The 22026-nt window shown below is 40.0% G+C and carries 20 protein-coding genes; 11 read left to right on the top strand and 9 right to left on the bottom strand.

Going from position 1 to position 22026, the window contains the following annotated elements:
• The first annotated feature begins 393 nt into the window (after window positions 1–393).
• Both aciT and J678_RS09080 read left to right on the top strand, forming a co-directional pair.
• Entirely contained in the window at window positions 394–729 is a 336-nt protein-coding gene (gene aciT, locus J678_RS09085) for a ciprofloxacin tolerance protein AciT (RefSeq protein WP_002054010.1), read from the top strand.
• 253 nt (window positions 730–982) lie between these two features.
• Window positions 983–1462 (top strand): hypothetical protein, encoded by a 480-nt coding sequence (locus J678_RS09080; protein WP_002053983.1) that lies wholly within the window; start codon window positions 983–985, stop codon window positions 1460–1462.
• A gap of 40 nt (window positions 1463–1502) precedes the next feature.
• Here the strand turns inward: J678_RS09080 and dtd are convergent, their stop codons facing one another.
• Window positions 1503–1946: a D-aminoacyl-tRNA deacylase gene (dtd, locus tag J678_RS09075; RefSeq protein WP_001202028.1), complete on the bottom strand. Its 444-nt coding sequence runs from the start codon at window positions 1944–1946 to the stop codon at window positions 1503–1505.
• 168 nt (window positions 1947–2114) lie between these two features.
• Here dtd and pncB point away from each other — a divergent pair, with 168 nt between their 5' ends.
• From pncB to J678_RS09050, 5 genes are all read left to right on the top strand, one after another.
• The gene (pncB, locus tag J678_RS09070) at window positions 2115–3329 is read left to right on the top strand and encodes a nicotinate phosphoribosyltransferase (protein WP_004711411.1); all 1215 of its coding nucleotides are present in this window, start codon (window positions 2115–2117) and stop codon (window positions 3327–3329) included.
• A 150-nt stretch (window positions 3330–3479) separates the two neighbouring features.
• Window positions 3480–4328: a sulfurtransferase gene (locus J678_RS09065; RefSeq protein WP_016805735.1), complete on the top strand. Its 849-nt coding sequence runs from the start codon at window positions 3480–3482 to the stop codon at window positions 4326–4328.
• Window positions 4325–5176, top strand: coding sequence for an archaetidylserine decarboxylase (gene asd, locus J678_RS09060; RefSeq protein ID WP_004884964.1), 852 nt, complete (start codon window positions 4325–4327; stop codon window positions 5174–5176). Before J678_RS09065 ends, asd begins: the two co-directional genes overlap by 4 nt.
• 137 nt (window positions 5177–5313) lie before the next feature.
• The gene (locus J678_RS09055) at window positions 5314–5733 is read left to right on the top strand and encodes a hypothetical protein (protein WP_004711417.1); all 420 of its coding nucleotides are present in this window, start codon (window positions 5314–5316) and stop codon (window positions 5731–5733) included.
• Window positions 5734–5775: 42 nt separating this feature from the next.
• The gene (locus tag J678_RS09050) at window positions 5776–6972 is read left to right on the top strand and encodes an alpha/beta fold hydrolase (protein WP_031955530.1); all 1197 of its coding nucleotides are present in this window, start codon (window positions 5776–5778) and stop codon (window positions 6970–6972) included.
• A gap of 67 nt (window positions 6973–7039) precedes the next feature.
• Here the strand turns inward: J678_RS09050 and phoR are convergent, their stop codons facing one another.
• The 3 genes from phoR to J678_RS09035 form a co-directional block, all read right to left on the bottom strand.
• Window positions 7040–8398 carry a phosphate regulon sensor histidine kinase PhoR gene (phoR, locus tag J678_RS09045; RefSeq protein WP_002053999.1) on the bottom strand — a complete coding sequence of 453 codons (1359 nt, stop codon included), beginning with the start codon at window positions 8396–8398 and terminating at the stop codon, window positions 7040–7042.
• 9 nt (window positions 8399–8407) lie between these two features.
• Window positions 8408–9118, bottom strand: a complete 711-nt coding sequence (phoB, locus tag J678_RS09040; protein WP_000650776.1) for a phosphate regulon transcriptional regulator PhoB — start codon at window positions 9116–9118, stop codon at window positions 8408–8410.
• A 255-nt stretch (window positions 9119–9373) separates the two neighbouring features.
• Window positions 9374–10045 carry a TetR/AcrR family transcriptional regulator gene (locus J678_RS09035; protein WP_002053829.1) on the bottom strand — a complete coding sequence of 224 codons (672 nt, stop codon included), beginning with the start codon at window positions 10043–10045 and terminating at the stop codon, window positions 9374–9376.
• A 196-nt stretch (window positions 10046–10241) separates the two neighbouring features.
• Here J678_RS09035 and J678_RS09030 point away from each other — a divergent pair, with 196 nt between their 5' ends.
• Window positions 10242–11075 carry an SDR family NAD(P)-dependent oxidoreductase gene (locus J678_RS09030; protein ID WP_002053911.1) on the top strand — a complete coding sequence of 278 codons (834 nt, stop codon included), beginning with the start codon at window positions 10242–10244 and terminating at the stop codon, window positions 11073–11075.
• A 56-nt stretch (window positions 11076–11131) separates the two neighbouring features.
• Here J678_RS09030 and J678_RS09025 read toward each other — a convergent pair whose 3' ends face one another.
• The 5 genes from J678_RS09025 to J678_RS09005 form a co-directional block, all read right to left on the bottom strand.
• A complete protein-coding gene (locus J678_RS09025) occupies window positions 11132–12499 on the bottom strand; it encodes an MATE family efflux transporter (protein ID WP_031955532.1) in 1368 nt (455 codons plus the stop codon).
• Window positions 12500–12604: 105 nt separating this feature from the next.
• Window positions 12605–13759 carry a pyridoxal phosphate-dependent aminotransferase gene (locus tag J678_RS09020; RefSeq protein ID WP_032027271.1) on the bottom strand — a complete coding sequence of 385 codons (1155 nt, stop codon included), beginning with the start codon at window positions 13757–13759 and terminating at the stop codon, window positions 12605–12607.
• Between the two features lie 27 nt (window positions 13760–13786).
• A complete protein-coding gene (locus J678_RS09015; protein ID WP_031955536.1) occupies window positions 13787–15097 on the bottom strand; it encodes a DUF445 domain-containing protein in 1311 nt (436 codons plus the stop codon).
• 13 nt (window positions 15098–15110) lie between these two features.
• Entirely contained in the window at window positions 15111–15674 is a 564-nt protein-coding gene (locus tag J678_RS09010) for a CC0125/CC1285 family lipoprotein (protein ID WP_004884951.1), read from the bottom strand.
• A 58-nt stretch (window positions 15675–15732) separates the two neighbouring features.
• Window positions 15733–16272 carry a DUF924 family protein gene (locus J678_RS09005; protein ID WP_009503942.1) on the bottom strand — a complete coding sequence of 180 codons (540 nt, stop codon included), beginning with the start codon at window positions 16270–16272 and terminating at the stop codon, window positions 15733–15735.
• Window positions 16273–16440: 168 nt separating this feature from the next.
• Here J678_RS09005 and gshA point away from each other — a divergent pair, with 168 nt between their 5' ends.
• The 3 genes from gshA to J678_RS08990 all read left to right on the top strand — a co-directional run bounded on the left by gshA (window position 16441) and on the right by J678_RS08990 (window position 22021).
• Window positions 16441–18018 carry a glutamate--cysteine ligase gene (gene gshA / locus J678_RS09000; RefSeq protein WP_031955537.1) on the top strand — a complete coding sequence of 526 codons (1578 nt, stop codon included), beginning with the start codon at window positions 16441–16443 and terminating at the stop codon, window positions 18016–18018.
• A gap of 14 nt (window positions 18019–18032) precedes the next feature.
• Window positions 18033–18548, top strand: coding sequence for a disulfide bond formation protein B (locus J678_RS08995; RefSeq protein WP_002053747.1), 516 nt, complete (start codon window positions 18033–18035; stop codon window positions 18546–18548).
• Window positions 18549–18715: 167 nt separating this feature from the next.
• Window positions 18716–22021: a type VI secretion system Vgr family protein gene (locus J678_RS08990; RefSeq protein ID WP_031955538.1), complete on the top strand. Its 3306-nt coding sequence runs from the start codon at window positions 18716–18718 to the stop codon at window positions 22019–22021.
• Window positions 22022–22026 lie beyond the last annotated feature (5 nt).

Below are 22026 nucleotides of genomic sequence, written 5' to 3'. Positions count from 1 at the left end.
ATTAAGCGCTGCTCAAGAGTAGCGCTTTTTTTATGCAGAATAGTCATAAAAACAAGCAAGTTATGACAAAATGATGCACAGAAAAAAGGCAATAAAAAAAACTGAAAAAAACTTATTTTGAGGCAAAAAAACAGCATAGTTTTTTGTAATGACACGCCAGAATTGACGCCATATAGGAAGTAGAACTTTTTTAAATTTGCAAAAATGTAATGACAAAAGAATGTTGCGACAAAGTATGTCGCTTCGACAAATAACAGGTCTTTTTTTCTAAAAAAAAACATCCATAATGCTTTCTAAGCTTCAACACAAATCATGAATTAAAGTTGTTTTTGGAATGAGGTCTGGTGTTCAGACCGAATGTTTTTAGACGTTTTCATTAAGACGGAGGTTTCTATGGTAACAGCGAATTTTGCCGCTATCGCCGGACTCAGCTTAATTGCTGTCGCGCTTGTTGCTGTGTTCTTTTCTCCTTACCGTCGTTGGCTTGGTTTTATGCTTGCAGGGATGTTTTTTTGGGGGCTATTGGAAGTGGTCCGTTTTGGAGTTCAAGTCACTTTTGAAATGCCAGTCACATATAGTTATTTAACTGCACTAAGTCTAGCGATGGTAATGGTCACATTTATTTTATTACGTGAGGATAAACAGGCACAGAAGGCTTTGGCAAATCGCCAATATATAGAACATACGCCAGTATATGAAGATGATCAGCAGCAATGTTCTAGCCGATAATTAAATTGTTATCTAACGGTAAAAAGGTATGCACAGCATGCCTTTTTTATTTACGAAAACATGATTTTTATTATACAAAGCATTTATTAAAAAATAGCCAGTTATGCTACGATAGGCTGGTCTGTTGACGTTTCATATATAGATTGCGTTGCCAATTAGAATATCATCAGTCGATGCACAAAACAGGCAATGGGGAGCCCTTGCTGAGTTTTGCCCCAAGGTTTTCATAAAAATACAATAGGCGTGAATGTTCATGAAACTTTCTTCTATACCTGTAGTCAAGTTACCACTTGTTGATGTCAGTACAGACCCGTTAGATTTATTGGTAGCAGGTTTGGCACTGCGTATGAAACAGTTGGCACGTACAAGTCCTAAGTTTATTGAGCTAGTGCATGACCGCGCATTCCGCATTCAAATTGGTACTGATTTAGGTGTGGCTCGCCAAATTATTATTAACCATGGCCATATCGATACAGTCGCTGGTTCACCTGAAAAAGCTGACTTTATTTTGCAGTTTGCAGATAGTGAACAAGGTGTAAAAACCTTACTCAAAGGCGACCCAACTGCATTCATGACGGGTATGCAAGAGGGTAGTATCAAAATGGAAGGTGATTTCAGCCTACTTGTTTGGTTTAATCAGGCAGCTAAATTGATTCCACCAAAATTACCTAAACCAGTAAAAGATAAAGTACGTCAGGCACGTGCCTTTATTAAAGAAAAGACTGGTCGTTAAGACCTAATAAAAAACTCCCGATCGGGAGTTTTTTTTATATCTATGCTTCAACTTCTAAATTGAAAGTGACTGGCCCATCATTAATGAGGTGTACTTTCATATCAGCAGCAAAAATACCTGTTTGAACATTTTCAAACTGTGAACGGGTATATTCAACCAACTGTTCATAGAGCGCTTTTGCGTCGCTCGGTGGCATGGCTGGACCAAAGTCTGGACGTAAGCCTTTTTGGGTTTGTGCCATGAGCGTGAACTGAGATACAAGCAGGACTCCGCCATTTGCTTGAGATACATTCCAGCCCATTTTGCCTTGCTCATCATCAAAAATACGATATTTCAAAATCTTATCGATAAGCTTCTGACCTATGGCTAAAGTATCGTCTCGGCCAATTCCTAAAAAAACCAATAAGCCATTCTGGATTTCACCGGTCGTTTCACCGTCTACCACCACTTTAGCTTCAAGAACTCGTTGTATTAAAGCGCGCATTGTTAGAGAGAGTTTCTACAATTATTTGAATTGATGCAGTTTAGCAGAAATTAATTTAAATGATTTTTAAAAGGAAATTTCATGGAGTTGCAACAATGGTATAAAAGCTCATAATTCATCTATAAAAATATGCTTTAATGCTAAGAAGCAAGCGAATAATCATTGACTATGTCTCCAATTATCCATTCTTTACTTGATACAGACTTGTACAAATTTACGATGCTACAAGTGGTTTTGCATAAATTCCCGCAAACACATAGTGTCTACCATTTTCGTTGCAGAAATTTAGAAGATACTGTTTATCCATTAGTGGATATTTTGGATGACTTAAACGAGCAACTCGACCATTTATGTAATCTCAAATATAAAGAAGACGAACTACAATATTTAAGAAAGTTACGTTTTATTAAAAGCGACTTTGTCGATTATTTAGAATTATTCCAACTTAAACGACGTTTTATTCAGGCCAGTATTGATAATGAAGGTCGACTAGATATTCGGATTGAAGGGCCAATGGTTCAGGCCATGATGTTCGAGATTTTTGTCCTAGCGATTGTAAATGAATTATATTTTAGCCGCATTAAAACAGACGAAGTTTGGGCGGAAGGCGAACGACGTTTACAAGCAAAGCTTGAATTGATTCAGCAGTACGAAAAATCTCAACAGCCGAATGACCCTCCATTTTTAGTTTCTGATTTTGGTACACGCCGTCGCTATAGTTTTGAATGGCAAAAACATGTAGTTGCTGCATTTCATAAAACTGTGCCAAATGTATTTCGTGGAACAAGTAATGTTTTGCTGGCTAAAGAATTAAATATCACGCCAATTGGAACCATGGCACATGAATTCTTGCAGGCGTTTCAGGCGCTTGATGTCCGTTTACGTGATTTTCAAAAAGCTGCTTTAGAAACATGGGTTCAAGAATATCGTGGAGACTTGGGAATTGCTTTGACTGACGTTGTTGGTATGGACGCTTTCTTAAGAGATTTTGACCTGTATTTTGCCAAACTATTTGATGGCTTACGTCATGATAGTGGTGACCCATATGAATGGGGTGATAAGGCTTATGCGCACTACCGTAAATTAAAAATTGACACTAAAACCAAAATGTTGACCTTTAGTGATGGCCTTAATTTGCCAAAGGCTTGGGAGCTACATCAATATTTCAAAGACCGTTTTCAGGTGAGTTTCGGTATTGGTACTAATTTGACCAATGACATGGGCCAAACACCGCTCAATATTGTATTGAAACTGGTTGAGTGTAATGGTCAGTCGGTTGCCAAAATTTCGGATAGCCCTGGCAAAACCATGACTGATAACGATACGTTCTTGGCTTATTTACGTCAGGTTTTCCAAATTGAAGAACTTGATGAAGCTGTTTAATCACAATGTAGTCTGACAGTTTGGCAGCTACTTAACGCTTGTGAATGTTTATATCTGATTTTCTGCTAAACGGTAGCAGAAAATCAGAGTTTGATAGATATAAGCTTATGCTAAGATGAAATTAAGCTGGTATAAAAAGTAACCATGACGATGACACTCCCTGATTTTAAACTCGATTTATTAATAGAAGCAGAAGAGTTAGTGCCTTATTTAGGCAATGAATATATCCGTATTGTAGATTTGAGTCGTGCATCAGTTTATGAGCAGCTCCATATTCCACATGCAATTCATTTACAGCCTAAATGGTTGGTCGCTCAGCATGAAGAAGCCACTGGTATTTTGCCAGATGAAGCAGGTTTACAAGCTCTCATTGAAAAATTAAATATTTCACCAAATCACCATGTGGTGGTCTACGATGATGAAGGTGGAGCATGGGCTGGGCGTTTAATCTGGAATTTGCATTGCTTAGGATTTACACGTACGAGTTTAATTAATGGCGGTATTCATGCATGGCTTGGGGCAGGTTTACCGACTACAGCTGAGGTTGAAGAACTGCCTCGAGTTGATGATTTAATCCAGATTGATTTATCACATGCTGCACAGTTCCGAGTGAACTATGAAGAATTACGTAAACAGGTTGAACAAGAAAGCATTCAATTGTGGGATTGCAGAACGATTGATGAGTACAGCGGTGTTCGTTTAGCAGCGCGACGCGGTGGTCACATCCCAAATGCACTCCATTTTGAATGGAGTACTGCACTTAATCGACAAAATCATCTAAAATTGCATCCGCTTGAACGCACGCGGCAGCGTCTTGAACAACTTGGGTTCGATTTAAAACAACCTGTAGTCGTATACTGCCAGTCACATCACCGTTCTGGTTTGGCCTATATTTTGGCTAGACTTTTGGGTTGGGAAGCAAAAGCCTATGATGGTGCGTGGAGTGAATGGGGCAATCGCCTCGATAGTCCTATCATTACTGGAGAATCGCCGTCTTGAGTTTTACATCTCGCTTAAAAAAAGAATTATTTATTAAGGCACAAAATCTTGTTCCTCAGCATCAGTTAAGCCGTGTGGTGGGTAAAGTTGCTGCAAGTGAAAATCCGGTATTAAAAGCTGCGGTTATTCATGCATTTAAAACCAAATACGGTATTGACTTGTCGATTGCTGAACAAGGCAATGCACTTAAATATAAATCTTTTAATGATTTCTTTACTCGTGCATTGAAAGATGGCGTACGACTGGTTGATGAAAACCCAGATAGTATTGTTTCACCAGCAGATGGCGCAATTTCTCAAATTGGTAAAATTACTGCTGGCGAAGTTTTTCAGGCAAAAGGCCAAAGTTTCTCTGTAGAAAAATTAATTGGTGACCCACAACTTGCTCAACCTTTCCAAGAAGGCGAGTTTGCAACGGTTTATTTGTCTCCACGTGATTATCACCGTGTTCATATGCCATTTTCAGGCACATTAACTGAAACTTTATATGTACCGGGTGAGTTATTTTCAGTAAATCAGGTGACTGCTGAAAATGTACCGGGTTTATTTGCCCGTAATGAGCGTATGGTTTGCTTGTTTGATACTGAGCTTGGTCGTATGGCCGTTGTTTTAGTAGGCGCTATGATTGTTGCAGGTATTGAAACTGTGGCAACAGGTAAAGTAAAACCATCGGGTCGTATCGAATTACAACATCATCAGTTGAAGCTAGAGAAAGGTGCGGAGCTTGGTCGTTTTTATTTAGGTTCTACTGCTATTATTTTATTTGAAAAAGATAAAATCGAGTGGGAAAAACGTTTTAAAGCCGAGTCAGTTGTTGTCATGGGTGAACGTATGGGCCACACGATTTAACCCATAAATAATATTAAAAAAGAGAGCATTTGCTCTCTTTTTTTATTCACATTTTTATAATTAACTCTATTTTTAAATATAATGTTTATCAGTAAATAAACTTTCAACTCATTATAAATACTTACTAAGAGAATAAAATGTCCCCAACTCCTATCATTAGCCTATATTTTGCTTCGGTTTTGACTTTTGTGGCCGCATTACTTCATTTTATTTGTGTGTTTTGGGGAGCAAATGGTTTTCGGTTTTTAGGGGCTGGGAAAAGTATTGTTCAGATGGTCGAAAAAGGGCATTGGTACCCGAATTTTATGGCTATAGCTGTAGGTTTTATTCTTTGTATTTTTTCTTTTTACGCTTTTTGCGCAGCAACTCGTTTTATGAATTTACCATTTGAAAAAATGATTATTTCTCTAGTTGCCATTCCATTTATTTTGCGTGGTTTGGCATTTCCATGGTTAAAGGCTAGATTTAGTGGAAATAGTGATCTATTTTGGTATGTGAGTTCTTTCATTTGCCTCTTGTTGGGTTCGTTATATGCAATAGGGGCATATTTTTTATAAATTCAATTTGAAATGATGATTAGAAAGTAGAGGAGTAATCCCTTGATTAAAAAAAGTAATTCTTTATTAAAATTTTTATTGAGCAGTATTTTTTTGGCATCCGGTTCTGCTATGGCTACTCCAATGACAGATTTGAGTAAGCAAATAGTGAGTGAAAAACCGGGTTCTATACTGTCCATCGAACAACAAGATGTGACGAGTTTATTTCCTCATGCAGATCAACGTTTGCTGGTCAATTATCGTAGTCGAGGTGTGAATGGTGAACCTATCGTTGCCTCAGCATTTATTTTATTACCAAAAGGAACGCCTCCAAAAAATGGCTGGCCTATACTGGCTTGGGCGCATGGCACGACCGGAGTTGCTGACACCTGTGCACCTTCTAGTGACTATGTAGGTGGTCCTGTTCATTCTTATCAAGAAGTTGCTTCCAAAGCTTTAGATTCTTGGCTCGCACGCGGCTATGCGGTCGTTGCGCCCGATTATCAGGGATTAGGTACGCTAGGTGCACATCCTTATATGAATGCCAAGAGCCAACTGCACACGGTGGTAGATGCCGTACGAGCGTTACATGCAGTTAAGCCAAAAGATTTTAATAAACAATGGCTAGTGATGGGCCATAGCCAAGGCGGAGCTGCTGCTATTGCCGTGGCGGCTTATGGGCAAAAAGATGCACCTGAACTAGATTTAAAAGGAGCGATTGCGCTTGCGCCAGGCGGTTATCAATATGAAGGTATTGCAGAATATGTGAAAACTAATCCGAACCCAGAACCTAGTGTGGCAGCTTTCTTCCCGATTGTGTTATTGGGAGCGCAAGCAGCAGAACCAAGCATTGTTCCTGAAAACTTAGTCAGTCCAGAAATGAACACTGTGCTAACGCAAGCACGTAGCCGCTGTTTATCTGAACTTCAATCTGACTTGAAGAAATCACCTTCGAGCATATTTAAAGCTAATGCAGATTTAAGACCTCTTTTGACTTATCTGAAGCAGCAGTCCATTGAAAATATGGTGCCTACCGTACCATTAATGATCGTACAAGGTTCTAAAGATCATTTGGTTGACCCGAGAGGGACATATGCTTATTACCAACAGCTATGCAAATCAAAAAAGCCAACTATTTATCAAACAATTGATGGGGGAGATCATCGCGATGCACTGCGTCAGAGTAGTACTTTTGTCACCAACTTTTTAAATGTTATAGAGAAAAATCAGACTAAATCTTATTGCTCTAATTTTAAATAAATAGTTTGAAATGTGACAAAAAAGCCGACTTTTCAAGAGTCGGCTTTTTATATGTGAGAAGGCAACTTTAGGTCATGTTATATAGTCTTTCTTTTGGAAAAACTGCGGTAAAGGTTGACCCTTCATTTTCTTTAGATTGCACATCTAAATAAGCACCGTGCTGCATCAGTACATGTTTTACAATCGCAAGGCCTAAACCCGTTCCACCTGTTTGGCGACTACGGTCACTATCTACGCGATAAAAGCGTTCGGTCAGACGCGGTAAATGTTTTGGGTTAATCCCGATACCGGTATCTTGTACGCTAAAGTAAGCATGTTCACCGTCATCATGCCAGCCAATGGTAATGGTTCCACCTTTGGGTGTGTATTTAATGGCATTGGTAATTAAATTACTAAATGCGCTGGCAATTTCCATGTCGGAACCAATCAGGTCACAGTGGCTATCAATATGTAAATTGAGTGTGTGTCCATAATCGGCATTGTAGGCCTGAGCATCATCAAACAGTTGATTCATTAAGCTCGGCATTTCAATAATCTGATTTTTTGCAATTTTTTTGTTGTTTTCTAAATTTGATAACAGCAATAAATCATTCACTAACGCATTCATACGTTTTGTTTGTGATTGCATTTGGTCAAATGCACGTTTCCAGCGTGGACTAATATCTTCTTGATCGGTAAATGTTTCGATGTAGCCGCTCAGTACAGTTAAGGGGGTACGTAGTTCATGCGAAATATTGTCGACGAAGTCTTTACGCATTTGCTCAAGGTTATGCATACGAGTCACGTCATAAGCGACAAGTAAGCGGCTTTCACCACCAAACCGTGTGAGTTTGACTTGCACATAACGGTCATCATCAAGATTCGAATGGAGTTTAATCCCATCGGGCGCTTGATCAATATTGTTAAAATATTCAATAAAAGTAGGCTGACGCAAAATAGTTAATAAGTTGCGACCACGGTCAAGTGGACTAATTCCCAGTAAACGCTCTGCGGCTGGGTTCCACCATTCGATTTGATGTTGATCATCAATTAAAACAACTGCCTCAGCTAGGGCAACTAAAGAAGATTGGGCACGGTCAATCAGCCCAACCATTTCGGCCTGAACAATTCGTTCCTGACGCTGAGCACGATACACATTAAATAATAATGCCCCCCAAATACCACTTAGGTTGGGAGGAACATCGTAAGGATTGTTGGCAATCCAGTCATTCACCAAATATAAAGAACGTAACTGGAGCGCAAAAAACACCACGAAGGCGATAAAAATACAGCTCCAGAAATACCCAACCCCTAAACCGACTAAACCTGCAATAATCAGGAAAAATAATAAAAGTCGTAAATCTTGTTTAGCAAACGTCCACAAACTACTGTAACGGGAAAGCTTTTGTTCACGTACCTGTTCAGGGACGGGGTAGGGTTCATACATAAATTTTGGTTAACCTGCGGCTAAATCTGCACGTGTAGAGAAACGATAACCTGTACCACGTACGGTTTGAACAAATCGGTCAACACCAAAAGGTTCTAACACTTTACGCAAACGACGGATATGTACATCGATGGTACGGTCTTCGATGTATACATTACCGCCCCACACCTGATCGAGCAACTGGGCACGTGTATATGCACGTTCTGGATGGGTCATAAAAAATGCAAGCAAGCGATATTCTGTTGGTCCCATATCTAAAATGCTGTTACCAAAGCTTACGCGTTGGCTTACAGGATCAAGAATTAAACCATTGGCATCAATTGTTTTTTCACCGCTTAGCGCATTTGCACGGCGTAAAACAGCTTTAATACGAGAAACCAGTTCACGTGTTGAAAATGGCTTAGTCATATAATCGTCTGCACCGGCATCTAGACCTTGTACCTTGTGGTCTTCCTCACCGCGTGCAGTCAGCATAATGACTGGAATTTCTGCTAGGTTTTCATCGCGTTTTAAGCGGCGGCATAAATCCACACCACTTACGCCTCCAGGTAACATCCAATCAAGCAAGATAAGTGCTGGACGTTGGTCGACGATAATTTGATGGGCCTGTTTGGCATCTTCAGCCTGTAAACATTGAAAGCCTGCCATATCCAAAGAAGTATGGATCATTTCACGAATAGGAAGCTCATCATCGACAATTAAAATATAGTCATCTTTCACAGCGTAATACCTTGTAGATTTTAACGGTGAACCGTTTTGTAGTTATGACAGGCTTATTACAAAGATTAATTATGACAATTTCATTGCAGAAAAGTCTATAAAATCGAATTTAGCAATAATTTGTGACAAAAATACGGCAAGCACATGACCGAATGATGACAGGGATGCATAAATTTTCTTAAAGCCATTCAATATGTTAACAGTTTGCTTCCAGCTAGGTTTTTAGCCTTAAAGCAGTGTCAAAAAACTTTAATATTATTTTGAAACTTGTGCCAACAAAGACAAGAAAACAATACGGCAGGCTGTTAAAACTTGTTCAAGAGACTGCTCAAAGCCACCCATGACCCATCGAATCGCAATTTGAGTCACATATCCGTTTAAGCCCGTTGCAATTAAAGAGAGTTCATTTTCCTTGTGCTGTATTTGCGGCATGGTCAGCATAACGAACGCTTGAATCATACGGTCAAACTGGGCAAGGGTTTCTTGAATCGTTGCCTGATTATGTAATTCCTGAACCAAAACGGCATCAACGTAGACGATACGAGCTAAACGAGGGTCATCTTTTAAGGTCGTCAGTAGCGCTCTTAACCCTGCATCGACCATTTTTTCTGGATCGGGTGCAGCCTTAATCACAGCTTGCATTAAGTTTTGCTGTAATTCTTCAATCATTTTTAAAAAGATAGTTTGGAATAAATCCTCACTCTTTTTAAATGATTCATAAAAATAACGTTCAGTGAGTTTTGCTTCTTGGCAGACATCTTTTACCGTCACTGAAAAAAAGCCAAGGGTTCCATAAGTCGCAATACCGGCTTCAATGAGTTTTTCGCGGCGTGCCTCTTTACGTTCAGAAAGAGATAATCCTTTGAACTGGCGTTCTTTACCCGCAGTTTTTGTTTTCTTTTTATTGGTTGAGTCGTTTGTCGCCATAAATAAATGGTTTCCTGATTTATCGGTTTTTCAGCAAGTACGAGGCTTATGATAAAGCCGTCAGCAGAATTGTGCCAATCTATCTGAAATTACAGTGTACTATATTGACAATGAATATTGTCAAAATTATATTAAAAGAGTCTAAAGTGCACATGCAATGAACCGGTTGTGCAAATCGAAAAACAAAGGATGGACAATGAAAAATTTTAAAAACAAAGTCGCTGCAATCACAGGTGCAGGTTCTGGCATTGGGCAACAATTAGCAATTCTGTTGGCGAAACAAGGCTGCCATCTTTCATTAAGTGATATTAATGAAAAGGGTTTAGAGAAAACTGTTGAGCTATTAAAACCGTACAGTAATATTACTGTAACAACTAAAAAGTTGGATGTTTCTGATCGTGAAGCGGTAAAGCAGTGGGCACAGGAAACCGTTCAAGATCATGGCTCTGTTAATCTCATTTTTAACAATGCTGGTGTCGCTTTAGGTTCAACTGTAGAAGGCGCAAGCTACGAAGATTTAGAGTGGATTGTTGGAATTAATTTTTGGGGCGTGGTTTACGGTACCAAAGAATTTTTACCGTTCATTAAGCAAACTCAAGATGGGCACATTATTAACATTTCGAGCTTATTTGGTTTAACAGCTCAGCCAACTCAGTCTGGCTATAATGCAACCAAATTTGCGGTGCGTGGATTTACCGAATCGTTACGCCAAGAGTTAGACATTGAAAAATGTGGCGTAAGTTCGCTATGTGTACATCCTGGCGGCATTCGCACCAATATTGCTAAAGCTGCAAAAATGAATGACAGTTTGAGTAGTTTGGGTATGGACCCAGCTAAATCTATTCAAAACTTTGATAAATTCCTACGTACTCCACCAGAAGAAGCAGCTCGTCAAATTCTAGATGCCGTTTTGAAAAATAAACGCCGTTTATTGATTGGTAGTGATGCAAAATTTCTTGATGCACTTCAGCGTTTGTTCCCAACTGGATATCAACGTGCTTCAACCGTTGTAACCAAATGGATGAAATAAGATTTAAATAAAAAAAGCCATCAATTGATGGCTTTTTTTATAAGGCTTAAGCTGTTTTAAATAAGAACTTTGATCTTCTTTTTCTTCCAGATAAACTGGTAATACAAGCCTTGAACGATACAAAGGCTCACAAATGCCAAGGCATAAGCAATCCAGATCCCTTTAAGCCCCCACATGAAGCTAAACCAGTAAGCGCATGGGATTTCAATTAACAAAATAGCCGAGATATTTAACAGCATTGGGACGGTAACTGTACCGCTGGCCCGCATGATTGATGCAAAAATAGCACCTGCACCAAAAAATAAAATTGCCCAAAGTACAATAAATAAGAGCTGCTGTCCTAATACCACCACAGTTGGGTCGGTAATGAATAAGGCCATCAAATATTTTGAAAATAGATAGCCAAGTGCAATTAACACACCTGTGAATAAAAAGTTCATGCCTAAAGCTGTGCGGGTAACACGTGCGAGTAAGTCTGACTTACCCGCACCAATTGCTTGAGCTGCAAAAATTGAAGCTGCAATTGAGATAGACAAAGCAGGGAACTGAATATAGTTGAGTACTTGGTTAACGGCACCATAGGCAGCTGTGGCATGAGCGCCAAAGCGGTTAACTAAACCTACAATCACGAGTCCCGCCATAGAGGTGGTAATCATTTGAATACCAGTTGGCACACCCAGACGTAAAATGATTTTGCTCAGTTCTGGGTTGTGGCGGATATGCTGCAAAAGCTGGCGGTTTGGTCGAAGTGGGTGCTTTTTCTTATTTAGATAAATCGCAAGAAAAATTAAGATAGCTACATAACCTGTAATTGTTGCGATTGCTGGAGCAATAATTCCTAGAGCGGGTAAACCAAAATAACCTTTAAGTAAGATCGGTGTAATCACTAAACCAATTACACTGGTTAAAGCCAGCGCCAGTAAAGGGGTAGTGCTGTCACCTACACCACGTAAAATTGAGGTATAGATAATATAAACAAATAGAAGTGGACTACCTGCGAGCATCCATTGCACATAAGGTAAAGACAGATGCATTACCTTTGGATCAGTGCCTAAAAGCTCTAAAATATCATGGGCAAAAAATACACCAATAATCGCTGTAATGATTCCACCAATGATGGTCATAAAAAGAGTAGAACCCACCACACTTTGAACTTTTTCAATATTTTGAGCACCCCATGCTTGCCCTACTAAAACGGTGGTACCTGTCGAAATTCCGATAATAAAAGCGAGCAGCAAGAATAAAATAGGGAAAAAAACAGAGACTGCGGCAATTGCATCGACACCCATCATTTGTCCAACGAAGATGGTATTAATGGTGCCAGATAAATTTTGCAAGATATTGGTAGCAATGAGCGGCAATAAGAAAACAAAAAATGTTTTCCATAGATTTTGCTGATGTATTAAAGACTGTCTTGGTGGCATGTGTTCTCCATCGCCCATCTCTTTGATGAGCGGGGCGGACATTCAACTTAGCATATTTAGTTGAAATTTCTTGTAGTGTTTTACTATGCTAAGTTTCTAAATTTATTAACATTCATTCAAGATTTCTCCTGCTTTTTGCAATGTTTCATCATTTTTAGCAAAGCAGAAACGAATCAGACGTAAAGACTCAGGTGCTTGTTGGTAAAACACTGAAACAGGAATAGCCACAATTTTATGTTGCTCGGCAAGAAACTGGCACATTTCAACATCGTTTAAGTCGGGTCTAATCTGACTGTAATCAAGGTTTTGGAAATAAGTCCCTTGAGATGGTTTAAATAAAAAACGACTATTGTGAATTGCCTGATTAAAACGATCTCGTTTAGTCTGATAAAACTGTGAAAGTTCCTGAATATGTTCTGGATGTTGCTGCATATATTGCGCAAGCGCAATCTGACAAGGGGTCGTACCACAGAAATTTGCATATTGATAAATTTGCCGGAATAGAAGCATTAATTCAGGTGCAGCAACACAGTAACCGGTTTTCCAGCCTGTCACATGAAAGGTTTTTCCAAAAGAGCCAATCACAAAACTACGTTCTCTAAGCTCTGGAAAATGCAACGCGCTAAAGTGCTGTTGACCATCAAAAACTAAGTGTTCATAGACTTCGTCGGATAAAACCAAAATATTTTTATCTTGAATCAGTTCAATGAGTTCTAACCAGTCCTGTTTTTCCCAAATGGTGCCAGTTGGATTGTGGGGTGTATTCACCACAATCATACGGGTTTTATCGTTAATCAAATCTTTAACTTGTTGCCAGTTCACTTTAAAGTCAGGTGCTTGTAGAGCAATACGAACAGCTTTACCGCCTGCTAACTCGACAGAAGGTCCATAGCTGTCATAACTCGGATCAAAAATAATGACTTCATCACCTGCATTGATGCAGGCTTGTATGGCACAGAAAATTGCTATGGTCGCGCCAGGGGTGATTGTGATTTCTGTGATAGGGTCAAGTTGAATTTGATCACGTTGCTGAAACTGTAAAGCGAGCTGTTCACGTAGCGCGAGAATGCCATCACCAGGTGGGTACTGGTTATGTCCAGCCAAAGTTGCCTGAGCTAAAGCTTCGAGCAAAGCAGGCGGTGCAGGAAAATCCGGGAAACCTTGTGAAAGGTTAAGTGCACCTAAGCGCTGTGCCATTGCCGTCATGGTACTAAAAATAGTTACCCCTTGTGCGGGCAATTTTGACTGAAGCTGTAGCATGTTATTCTCTTAAGATAATTATTAACGTTATAAAATCGATTCAATCGCTGCGCGAATTACACCTAGAGTTAAACCGATAAATGCACCGACCACAACACCGTTGACACGAATCATGTGTAAGTCACCACCGACTTCGTTTTCAATTTTTCCAATCATTTCACGTGAGTCCCATTCATGAATGCGCTCACTCACATAGCGTATGATTTTATGGCTATATTGGTCCGTAAAGTTCATGGCAAGTCCTGTCATTTCTTTGTTGAGAACTTCACGTACTTTTACATTTTGGACAAGGTTTTCACCCAACTGCTGAATCGCAGCTCTGAGGTTCATTGCAATACCAGAGTCTTCTTTCATTAAATCTTCTTTAATGGCATCACATAAAATAGTGACAGCACCACTAATGAAATTTAGGACTTGAGGACTATCTAGCAGTGCATCTTTGCCACTATTTAGACGTTGACTGGCAATACTCTCAGGGTTTGCTAACTCCAGCATGAGCGAGTGTGCAATAGTTTCAATTTCCTGTCGCCAAGGGTGTTCATGGTCAGCCAGCATGGATTCTACTTTTTCAACCAGTGAATCGATGGTGCGCTGCTGAACATCAATACCAATCCAGCTTGCACCTTTTGCAAGAGACCAGACGCCCAGCGCTTTAAACATTTTTCTGGTTAATTCACGAGTTTTATCTGGGTTTTGTACCACCCACTCATGCGCGATATCGAGGCCACGTTGCAGTACATCTTGGTGGAAATCATTTTCCAATACTGCACGCAGCATTTCACTCGCAAGTTTATTGACTTGAGTGTTACGCACCCACTGCACACTGTTGTTTTGCACGAAATTGGCAATTTGTTCTTGGCTAACAAATTCAAAAACTTTAGGTACAGTTTGCTGAATGAGTTGTACCACTTGCGTATTGTTTTGTGGACTGGCAAGCCATTGGCCAATCGCAAGACTTAAATCGGTTTTTTCTAGGCTTCGTTCGACCACCTGAGGCGACAGGAAGTTTTCCTGCACAAATCGGCCCATTGATTCTGCAATACGGGCCTTATTACGTGGAATAATTTCGGTATGATCACGCAAAAATTTAGGGATAGGAAGCTTACCAAATGGGTTTCGAAACAAAACGGTAATCGCATACCAGTCTGCTAGTCCACCCACTACGCCAGCTTCCGCACCTAACATCAAAATATGAATTAAGTTTGTATACTCAGGCAGAAAGCGATTGGCAATCAATAACCCAATCCACAGCACTACTACAATAACAAGCGCCATGGTAGCGAAATATTTGCTGCGCTTCAGATTGGGTGCATGGTGTACTTCTTCTGCCATATTCATACAGTCATCCTATTCATTTTTGTTTTACTGGCGGCTCAGGCGGTGGCAACAACTCTCCTGTCGGACTTAAGCCATATTTTTGTCCGATAGATTTGAGAATTAACGTTGCATCAAAAGCGTCCTGTGGAGCCTGCTTTTGATCCCGATAACATTCAATAGTATACGACACTTGAACAGGGTCGATATTGACCACTTGTGGGAAATCATAGAACGGATCATGCCAGAAACCCGGATAACGACGCCCATAACCATACGGATAAAAACTCGGTGCAGCTGGATAAACCACAGCCTGACGAGGTGGTTTTTGGCTTTGATTACTTGGGTCATTTTGTACTTTAAAAAAGCGGAAACCTTTTTGTACGGTCGTTTGTGCTGATTTCACCAAGGTAATTTCTTCAGCTGTTCCATAGCTCATGTTTGAGTCAGCTTGAAAACTGATTCGAAACGTTTGAGCATTTAACGGATAGGCTGAAAACTGGCCAAGCTGATCGAAGGTTTTTGGTTTGCTTGGTATAGTTGAACAAGCACTTAGAGTTAAGGCAGTGCCTAAAGCTAAACAAAGAGAGAGATATTTCATGGTGAACTCCCAGCTGAGCATGGAAGAATGGATGACTCAGCATTAAAAAAGAGAAGTCTTAAAAACTACTGTTCGGTTCTAGTAAAAATTCGGTTTCCTCTGGTGTTGAAACACGTCCAAGGATGGCATTGCGATGAGGATAACGTCCAAAGCGATCAATAATCACTTTATGCTTTTTCTCAAAGCTTAAATTAATTTCATTGCCGAGGCGTTGAAATAACTTTAAAGCAAACTCATGGATCAATTTTGATTCACTATGCATAAATGGCATATACAAAAATGAGCGCTGGTCAGGATTAAGCTGTGCATCGAGTTGTAAGCTAATTGCTTCTTGTGACAGAGCTAAAGCGAGGCTGTCATATGCAAAAGATTCAGGTTGATCACGATAAATGTTGCGAGAAAACTGATCTAGCACAATAATCTCTGCAAGACGACCTTCTGGGGTTTTCCGCCAAGACCAAAGTTCTGCTCGAGTTGCCTGCTGATGAATATCTGCAAATTGATCACGGATTTTTTTGTCAAAATCATCACTTTTTGCAAACCAAAGTGAACGGTGTTCAGGTGAAAACCAGAAGTTTAAAATGTCTTGATCGTTCATGATATTGACAACTCTTTAGCAATTATTCTTCAATAAAATCACAATTCTTTCGTGTCTTAAATAACAAGATTGTGATAAAAATTGCCAAACCGAAATGATGTGATCATATCAATATCCATATCATGTCACGATTTTGTATATAGTGATCTTTTATAAGCGAGCAAATGCATGAGTCAACCCACTACACCATCTCAATCAGTTATTCCTGCTTGGGTGGATTCGTCGCTACTACAAGGCATGTTACGTGGAATAGAACGTGAAAGCCTACGTATGCAAAGTAATGGGTTCTTATCACAAGAGTTACATCCAAAGGCTTTAGGTTCAGCTTTAACACATCCGAAAATCACCACAGATTATTCTGAAGCGTTAATGGAGTTTATTACCTCACCACAGCCAACCATTGAGGATGCCCTACATGAGCTCACCGATATTCATGCAGTTGTGCATCGTCATTTAGAAAATGGCGAAAAGCTTTGGCCCTTGTCTATGCCATGTATGCTAGATGACAATGAAGAACGAATTCGATTAGCTCAATACGGTACTTCTAATATTGGTCGTTTTAAGACACTTTATCGCCGTGGTTTGGGTATTCGTTATGGTCGCCGTATGCAGACCATTTCAGGCGTCCACTATAATTTATCTTTTCCCGATTCTCTTTTTTCTGCCTTGCAGGAACATGAAACTGACGAAAAATTAAAAGCACTCAGTCTGCAAGATTATCGTAGCCATCGCTATTTTGGGCTTATTCGTAACTTTATTCGTCTGACCCCACTGGTTATGTTCTTAGTCGGGGCGAGTCCATCGGTTTGTCGTTGTTTCTTGACCGGACATGAACATCATTTGTTGCCTTTAATCAAAGGGTCATACTATTTACCGTATGCTACAGCATTACGGATGGGACGTTTAGGCTACCAGAACTCGGCACAAAAAAGTTTAGGTATCCATTACAACAACTTATCTGGTTATCTGGCTGGTTTACAAAAAGCAGTACATTCTCCTTACCCGCCATTTAGCCGTTTAGGGTTAAATGATGCCTCTGGTGAACCGTTGCAAATTAATGATCATGTTTTACAGATCGAGAATGAATATTACAGTCTCGTGCGTCCAAAACAGGTCCCACACGCGGGAGAAACACCTTCTCAAGCCTTGCAAAATCGAGGAGTGGGTTATGTTGAACTTCGTGCAGTGGATGTAAATCCATATTCGCCAATTGGTGTAAATGAAACAACGGCTGGTTTCCTTGAGGCACTGGCGCTTTATTGCTTACTCAGTGATAGCCCTGAGTTGTTATGTCCCGAGCAAGATTTGATTGAGAAGAACCAGACAGAAGTGGTCAATCGTGGCCGAGCGCCAAATGCGACGATTATTGATTTAAACGGGTCTTACCATATTGAAGATTGGGCACGTCAGCACATTTCTAATATGCAGGATTGTGCCAAGTTACTTGATCAGACCTATGCGACAGATCTGTACAGCTCGGCTTTGGCCGTGATGCAAGAACGTATTGATGAAGTAGATGAAACACTATCTGCGCATGTGATTGATGACACGTTAAAGCATGGTGGAACCTGGAGCTTTGGCAGTCATATGGCACAGATGCATGCTGAAAGTTATGAAAAGCATGAAATCAGTGCAGAGACTTTGCAATATTTTGAACAATTGGCTGCACAATCTTTACAGCAGCAAGAACAACTTGAACAAGATAGTCAGATCAGTTTTGATCAATATCTTGAACAATATAGATAAAAATGAGGTTTTACATGCGATTAAGTTACCGTTTGGTGAGTGGACTGCTTGTACTGGCAAGCATTGTCGGCATGTCTTTTGCGTTATATTTGGAACATGTAAAAGGGTTAGAGCCATGTCCGCTCTGTATTTTTCAACGTGTTGGCTTAATGGCAATGGGGTTTGTGGCGCTCATTGCATTTTTGCATAACCCAGTTTCTAATGCGATTAAACGCTTCTATGCATTTTTAGCAGGCATTGCAATTTTATGGTCAGTGGGCGTGGCAGGCCGTCATGTTTGGCTACAGCATTTACCACCAGACCAAGTACCAAGTTGTGGACCAGGTTTAAATTATTTAATCGATGCATTACCCATGAAAGCAGTTTTACAAGAAGTGCTTTCTGGTTCAGGTGAGTGTGCTGCAATTGACTGGACTTTTTTAGGTCAGTCTTTACCAGTATGGTCTTTGGTTTATTTCCTTTTACTTTTACTGGTCTGTTTATGGCAGTTATTCCGTTTTTATCCGGCATTTAAGACTGCTAAAAAGTGAATTTAATATGATTAAAAAAAGCCCAACTTAAGTTGGGCTTTTTTTAATCATATTCGAACAAGTGAAAATATAAGAAAAATTGATAGAAATAACGCATAATTTTGTAGACAGATAGTTCTGTTTTTTATAAAGTGCAGCCGTTTATATATCCTAATGATTATAAAAAAATGGTTTTTAATATATTTAGTGTCTTGGAAAAAATAGGGCTAAATGCTCAGAAACGTGCTATCCATGTACAATTTTCTAATGAACTACTCAATAACCAAATATTCTTACAACGTATAGAAGGCCAACATCAGCTGAATGGTGGCCTAATGGCGGAATTGATCTGCCTTTCAACCAATGCTCAAATTGCATTGAAGCAATTTATTGGTGTTCAGGTCGCTGTTGATCAAGTCACAGATTCGGGCCAATTGTTCCGAACCACAGGTATTGTGACTGAAGCCAGTTATGGACAAAGTGATGGTGCTTTAACACTTTATAAGCTGACTATAGAAGATGCGACAAATTTATGGCACAAACGCCGTAATAGTCGTGTTTTTATGAATAAAAGTATCGTAGAAATTACCGAAGTTTTATTTAAAGAGTGGCAAGAAAAAAGTCCACTGTTTGCTGCGAGTTTAAGTCTTGACTTGAGCGGCTTAGGTCAAAACTATGATATTCGACCTTTTACTATGCAGCATAATGAGTCTGACTATGACTTTCTTACACGCTTATGGCGAAGTGAAGGTATTAGTTGGCTCATTGATGAAACAGAGCTTTTTGTTCCGCATTTTACTGCGCCAATACAAACTCAAAAACTAAGATTAATTGATGACAATAGCCAGTATCAGGCTTTAGAGCGTCGTAGTATTCGCTATCACAGAAGTAGCGCAACTGAATATCAAGATAGTATTACTGGCTTTGTTGCAGTACGGAGTTTGCAACCGACAGCGGTACATGTGCAGCGCTGGCAACCCGATGCCCTTGCACAAGAAGAGGGTAATGGTTCGGTTATTACCACGCATACACATTCAGACAACTTCGACTCAGCCACTTTAAGTCTTGAGCAGGCTTGGCACGTAAGCCCTGCTTGGATGCAAGATTTAAAAGGTGAAGATCAGGCAACGGCTTCAGGCAGTAGTCAATTAGAAAAACTAAATCAGCACTTCACCGATATGTATGCGAGTCGGGCTAAATACTTTAAAGCCTATAGTAGTGTCCGCGATAGCCAAGTCGGGTATTGGTTTAATCTACGCGAGCACCCTGAAATTGATCAGCATGAAGGGGCAGATCAAGAGTTCTTAATCATTGCTAAAAACTTCTATAATCAAAATAACTTACCTAAAGATTTACACCAGCAGGTTAGCCAGTTATTAACCCAAAGTCGTTGGGATCAACATGGTTATGATGACATCGAACGTCAAGCTAATGAGCTGACTCTCATACGCCGTCAAATCAAAACTGCGCCTGAATATAATCCAGAACAGCATCGCCCAATTGCCTATCCACAACGAGCAAAAGTCGTGGGACCAGAGGGAGAAACCATTCATGTCGATGAATGGGGACGCATTAAAGTACGTTTTCTATTTACCCGTAGTGATGATCATGGCCATGACGGTGGTGCTGGAAGCAATGACAATGATACCGACTCGGCATGGGTGGATGTACTGACTCCTTGGGCAGGAGAAGGCTATGGGGCACGTTTCTTGCCGCGTATTGGTGAAGTGGTTGTCATTGACTTCTTTGACGGCAATATTGACCGTCCATTTGTGACTGGGCGCATCCATGAAGCGCAGCGTTCACCCACTAAGTTCGATGTAAAAGGGCAACTTCCTGCAACTAAAAAACTGAGCGGGATTCGCAGTCAGGAAATCAATGGCAGTGGCTTTAACCAATTACGTTTTGATGACACAACCGGGCAAATCAGTACCCAACTCCAAAGTAGTCATGCAGCAACACAGCTGAATTTAGGTAATTTAAGTCATCCAAAAGAACAAGAGACGAGCCAAGGCCGTGGTGAAGGCTTTGAGCTCAGAACAGATGCTTGGGGAGCTGTGCGTGCGGGTAAAGGCATGCTCATTAGTACCTATGCACAAGAGCAGGCGATTGCCGACCATTTAGAGGCTGCACAAGCACAATCTTTACTTTCACAAGGCTATGAAAGTATGAAAATGCTCAGTGAAGTTGCAGCCAAGCAACAAACTGATGCTTTAAACGTGATTAATCGCTTACCCAAATTCATCCAGTCGCTTGAGCTAAAAACCACAGGACAAGCATTAAATAGTACGGTAAATCTGTTTAAGGAAGGCATTAATAACGACCCTATACATGCACTCAAAAGCTGTGGCGGCTTTATTGAGGATATTGGTGCTCTAGGCGGTAATGCAAAAGGCGTTGTAGATGAATTTAATGCTTTCTTTAGCGATGCCAAAGATGCGGTGGAAAACTTAAAAGCATTCATCGAAAATGTTGAAGAACATGGTGCCGACCTCGTTAAAGGTAAACTTGCAAGCATTAAAGATCGTATTCATAAAAATCCATTTGAGAGTATTAAAGAGGTTGGAAAGGTCTTAGCCAATGTTGAGACTAAAGACTTTGACATGATGAGTGTATGTGGCACTTTTAGTAAAGGCAGTAAATTGGAAGTGTCACCTTCTAAAGCATTGAGTTCTTTACAAGGCTTTATGGAGGGTTATACCCAAGGTTTAGAAAGCAGTTCCGATACTAAACAGCAAGAACAAGGCAAAATCTTTAGACAAGCCTTAATGCTATTAGCTTCACCAAATGGCATTGCCTTGACCACACCTGAAAATATTATCCTGCAAGCATCGCAAGATATTGCTGAAAGTGCCAGCGGTTCAATTAATTTAAGTGCACAGAAAAATATTATTGGGCATGCACAAGACAAAATCAGTTTGTTTGCTGCTCAAAAAGGTTTGCGTGCTTATGCAGCAAAAGGAAAGCTCGAACTACAAGCACAAGATGATGCTATTGAAGCAATTGCGAAGAAGGTGATTAAGCTAATTTCTACTGAAGATAAAATCGAGCTTACCAGTCCAAAAGAAATTGTATTAACCGCAGGTGGGTCACAGCTCAAAATTAATGCCAATGGTGTATTTTCAACAACAGGTGGTAAGTTTGAAAGTAAAGCTGGGCAGCATTTGTTTACGAGTGGAGCTAAGGTTTCTTATGAGGTTCCTAAGATGCCTAGTTCTTTTGATTATAGTAATAGAATTGATTTATATAAGATGTTTCAATGGAGTGATTTCGAAAATGTTAAATATAGTGCAATTTTTGAAAATCAAAGAGTTACGCAAGGTAATTTAGATGAATTAGGAAGAACAGAAAGATTCAAGAGTAGTACCCCTGACAAAATGAAGGTTTTAGTGGGATATAGTGCTGATAAATGGCATAAAGAAACAGAAGAGTTTGAGGATTTTGAAGACTATGAAACCCATAATGATTCTAATTTAAATAATAATTTTAATTAAGGGGA

Source organism: Acinetobacter sp. 1424608 (assembly GCF_000588255.1).
Taxonomy (GTDB): Bacteria; Pseudomonadota; Gammaproteobacteria; order Pseudomonadales; family Moraxellaceae; genus Acinetobacter; species Acinetobacter nosocomialis.
This window is presented reverse-complemented; position numbering and strand designations above follow the sequence as displayed.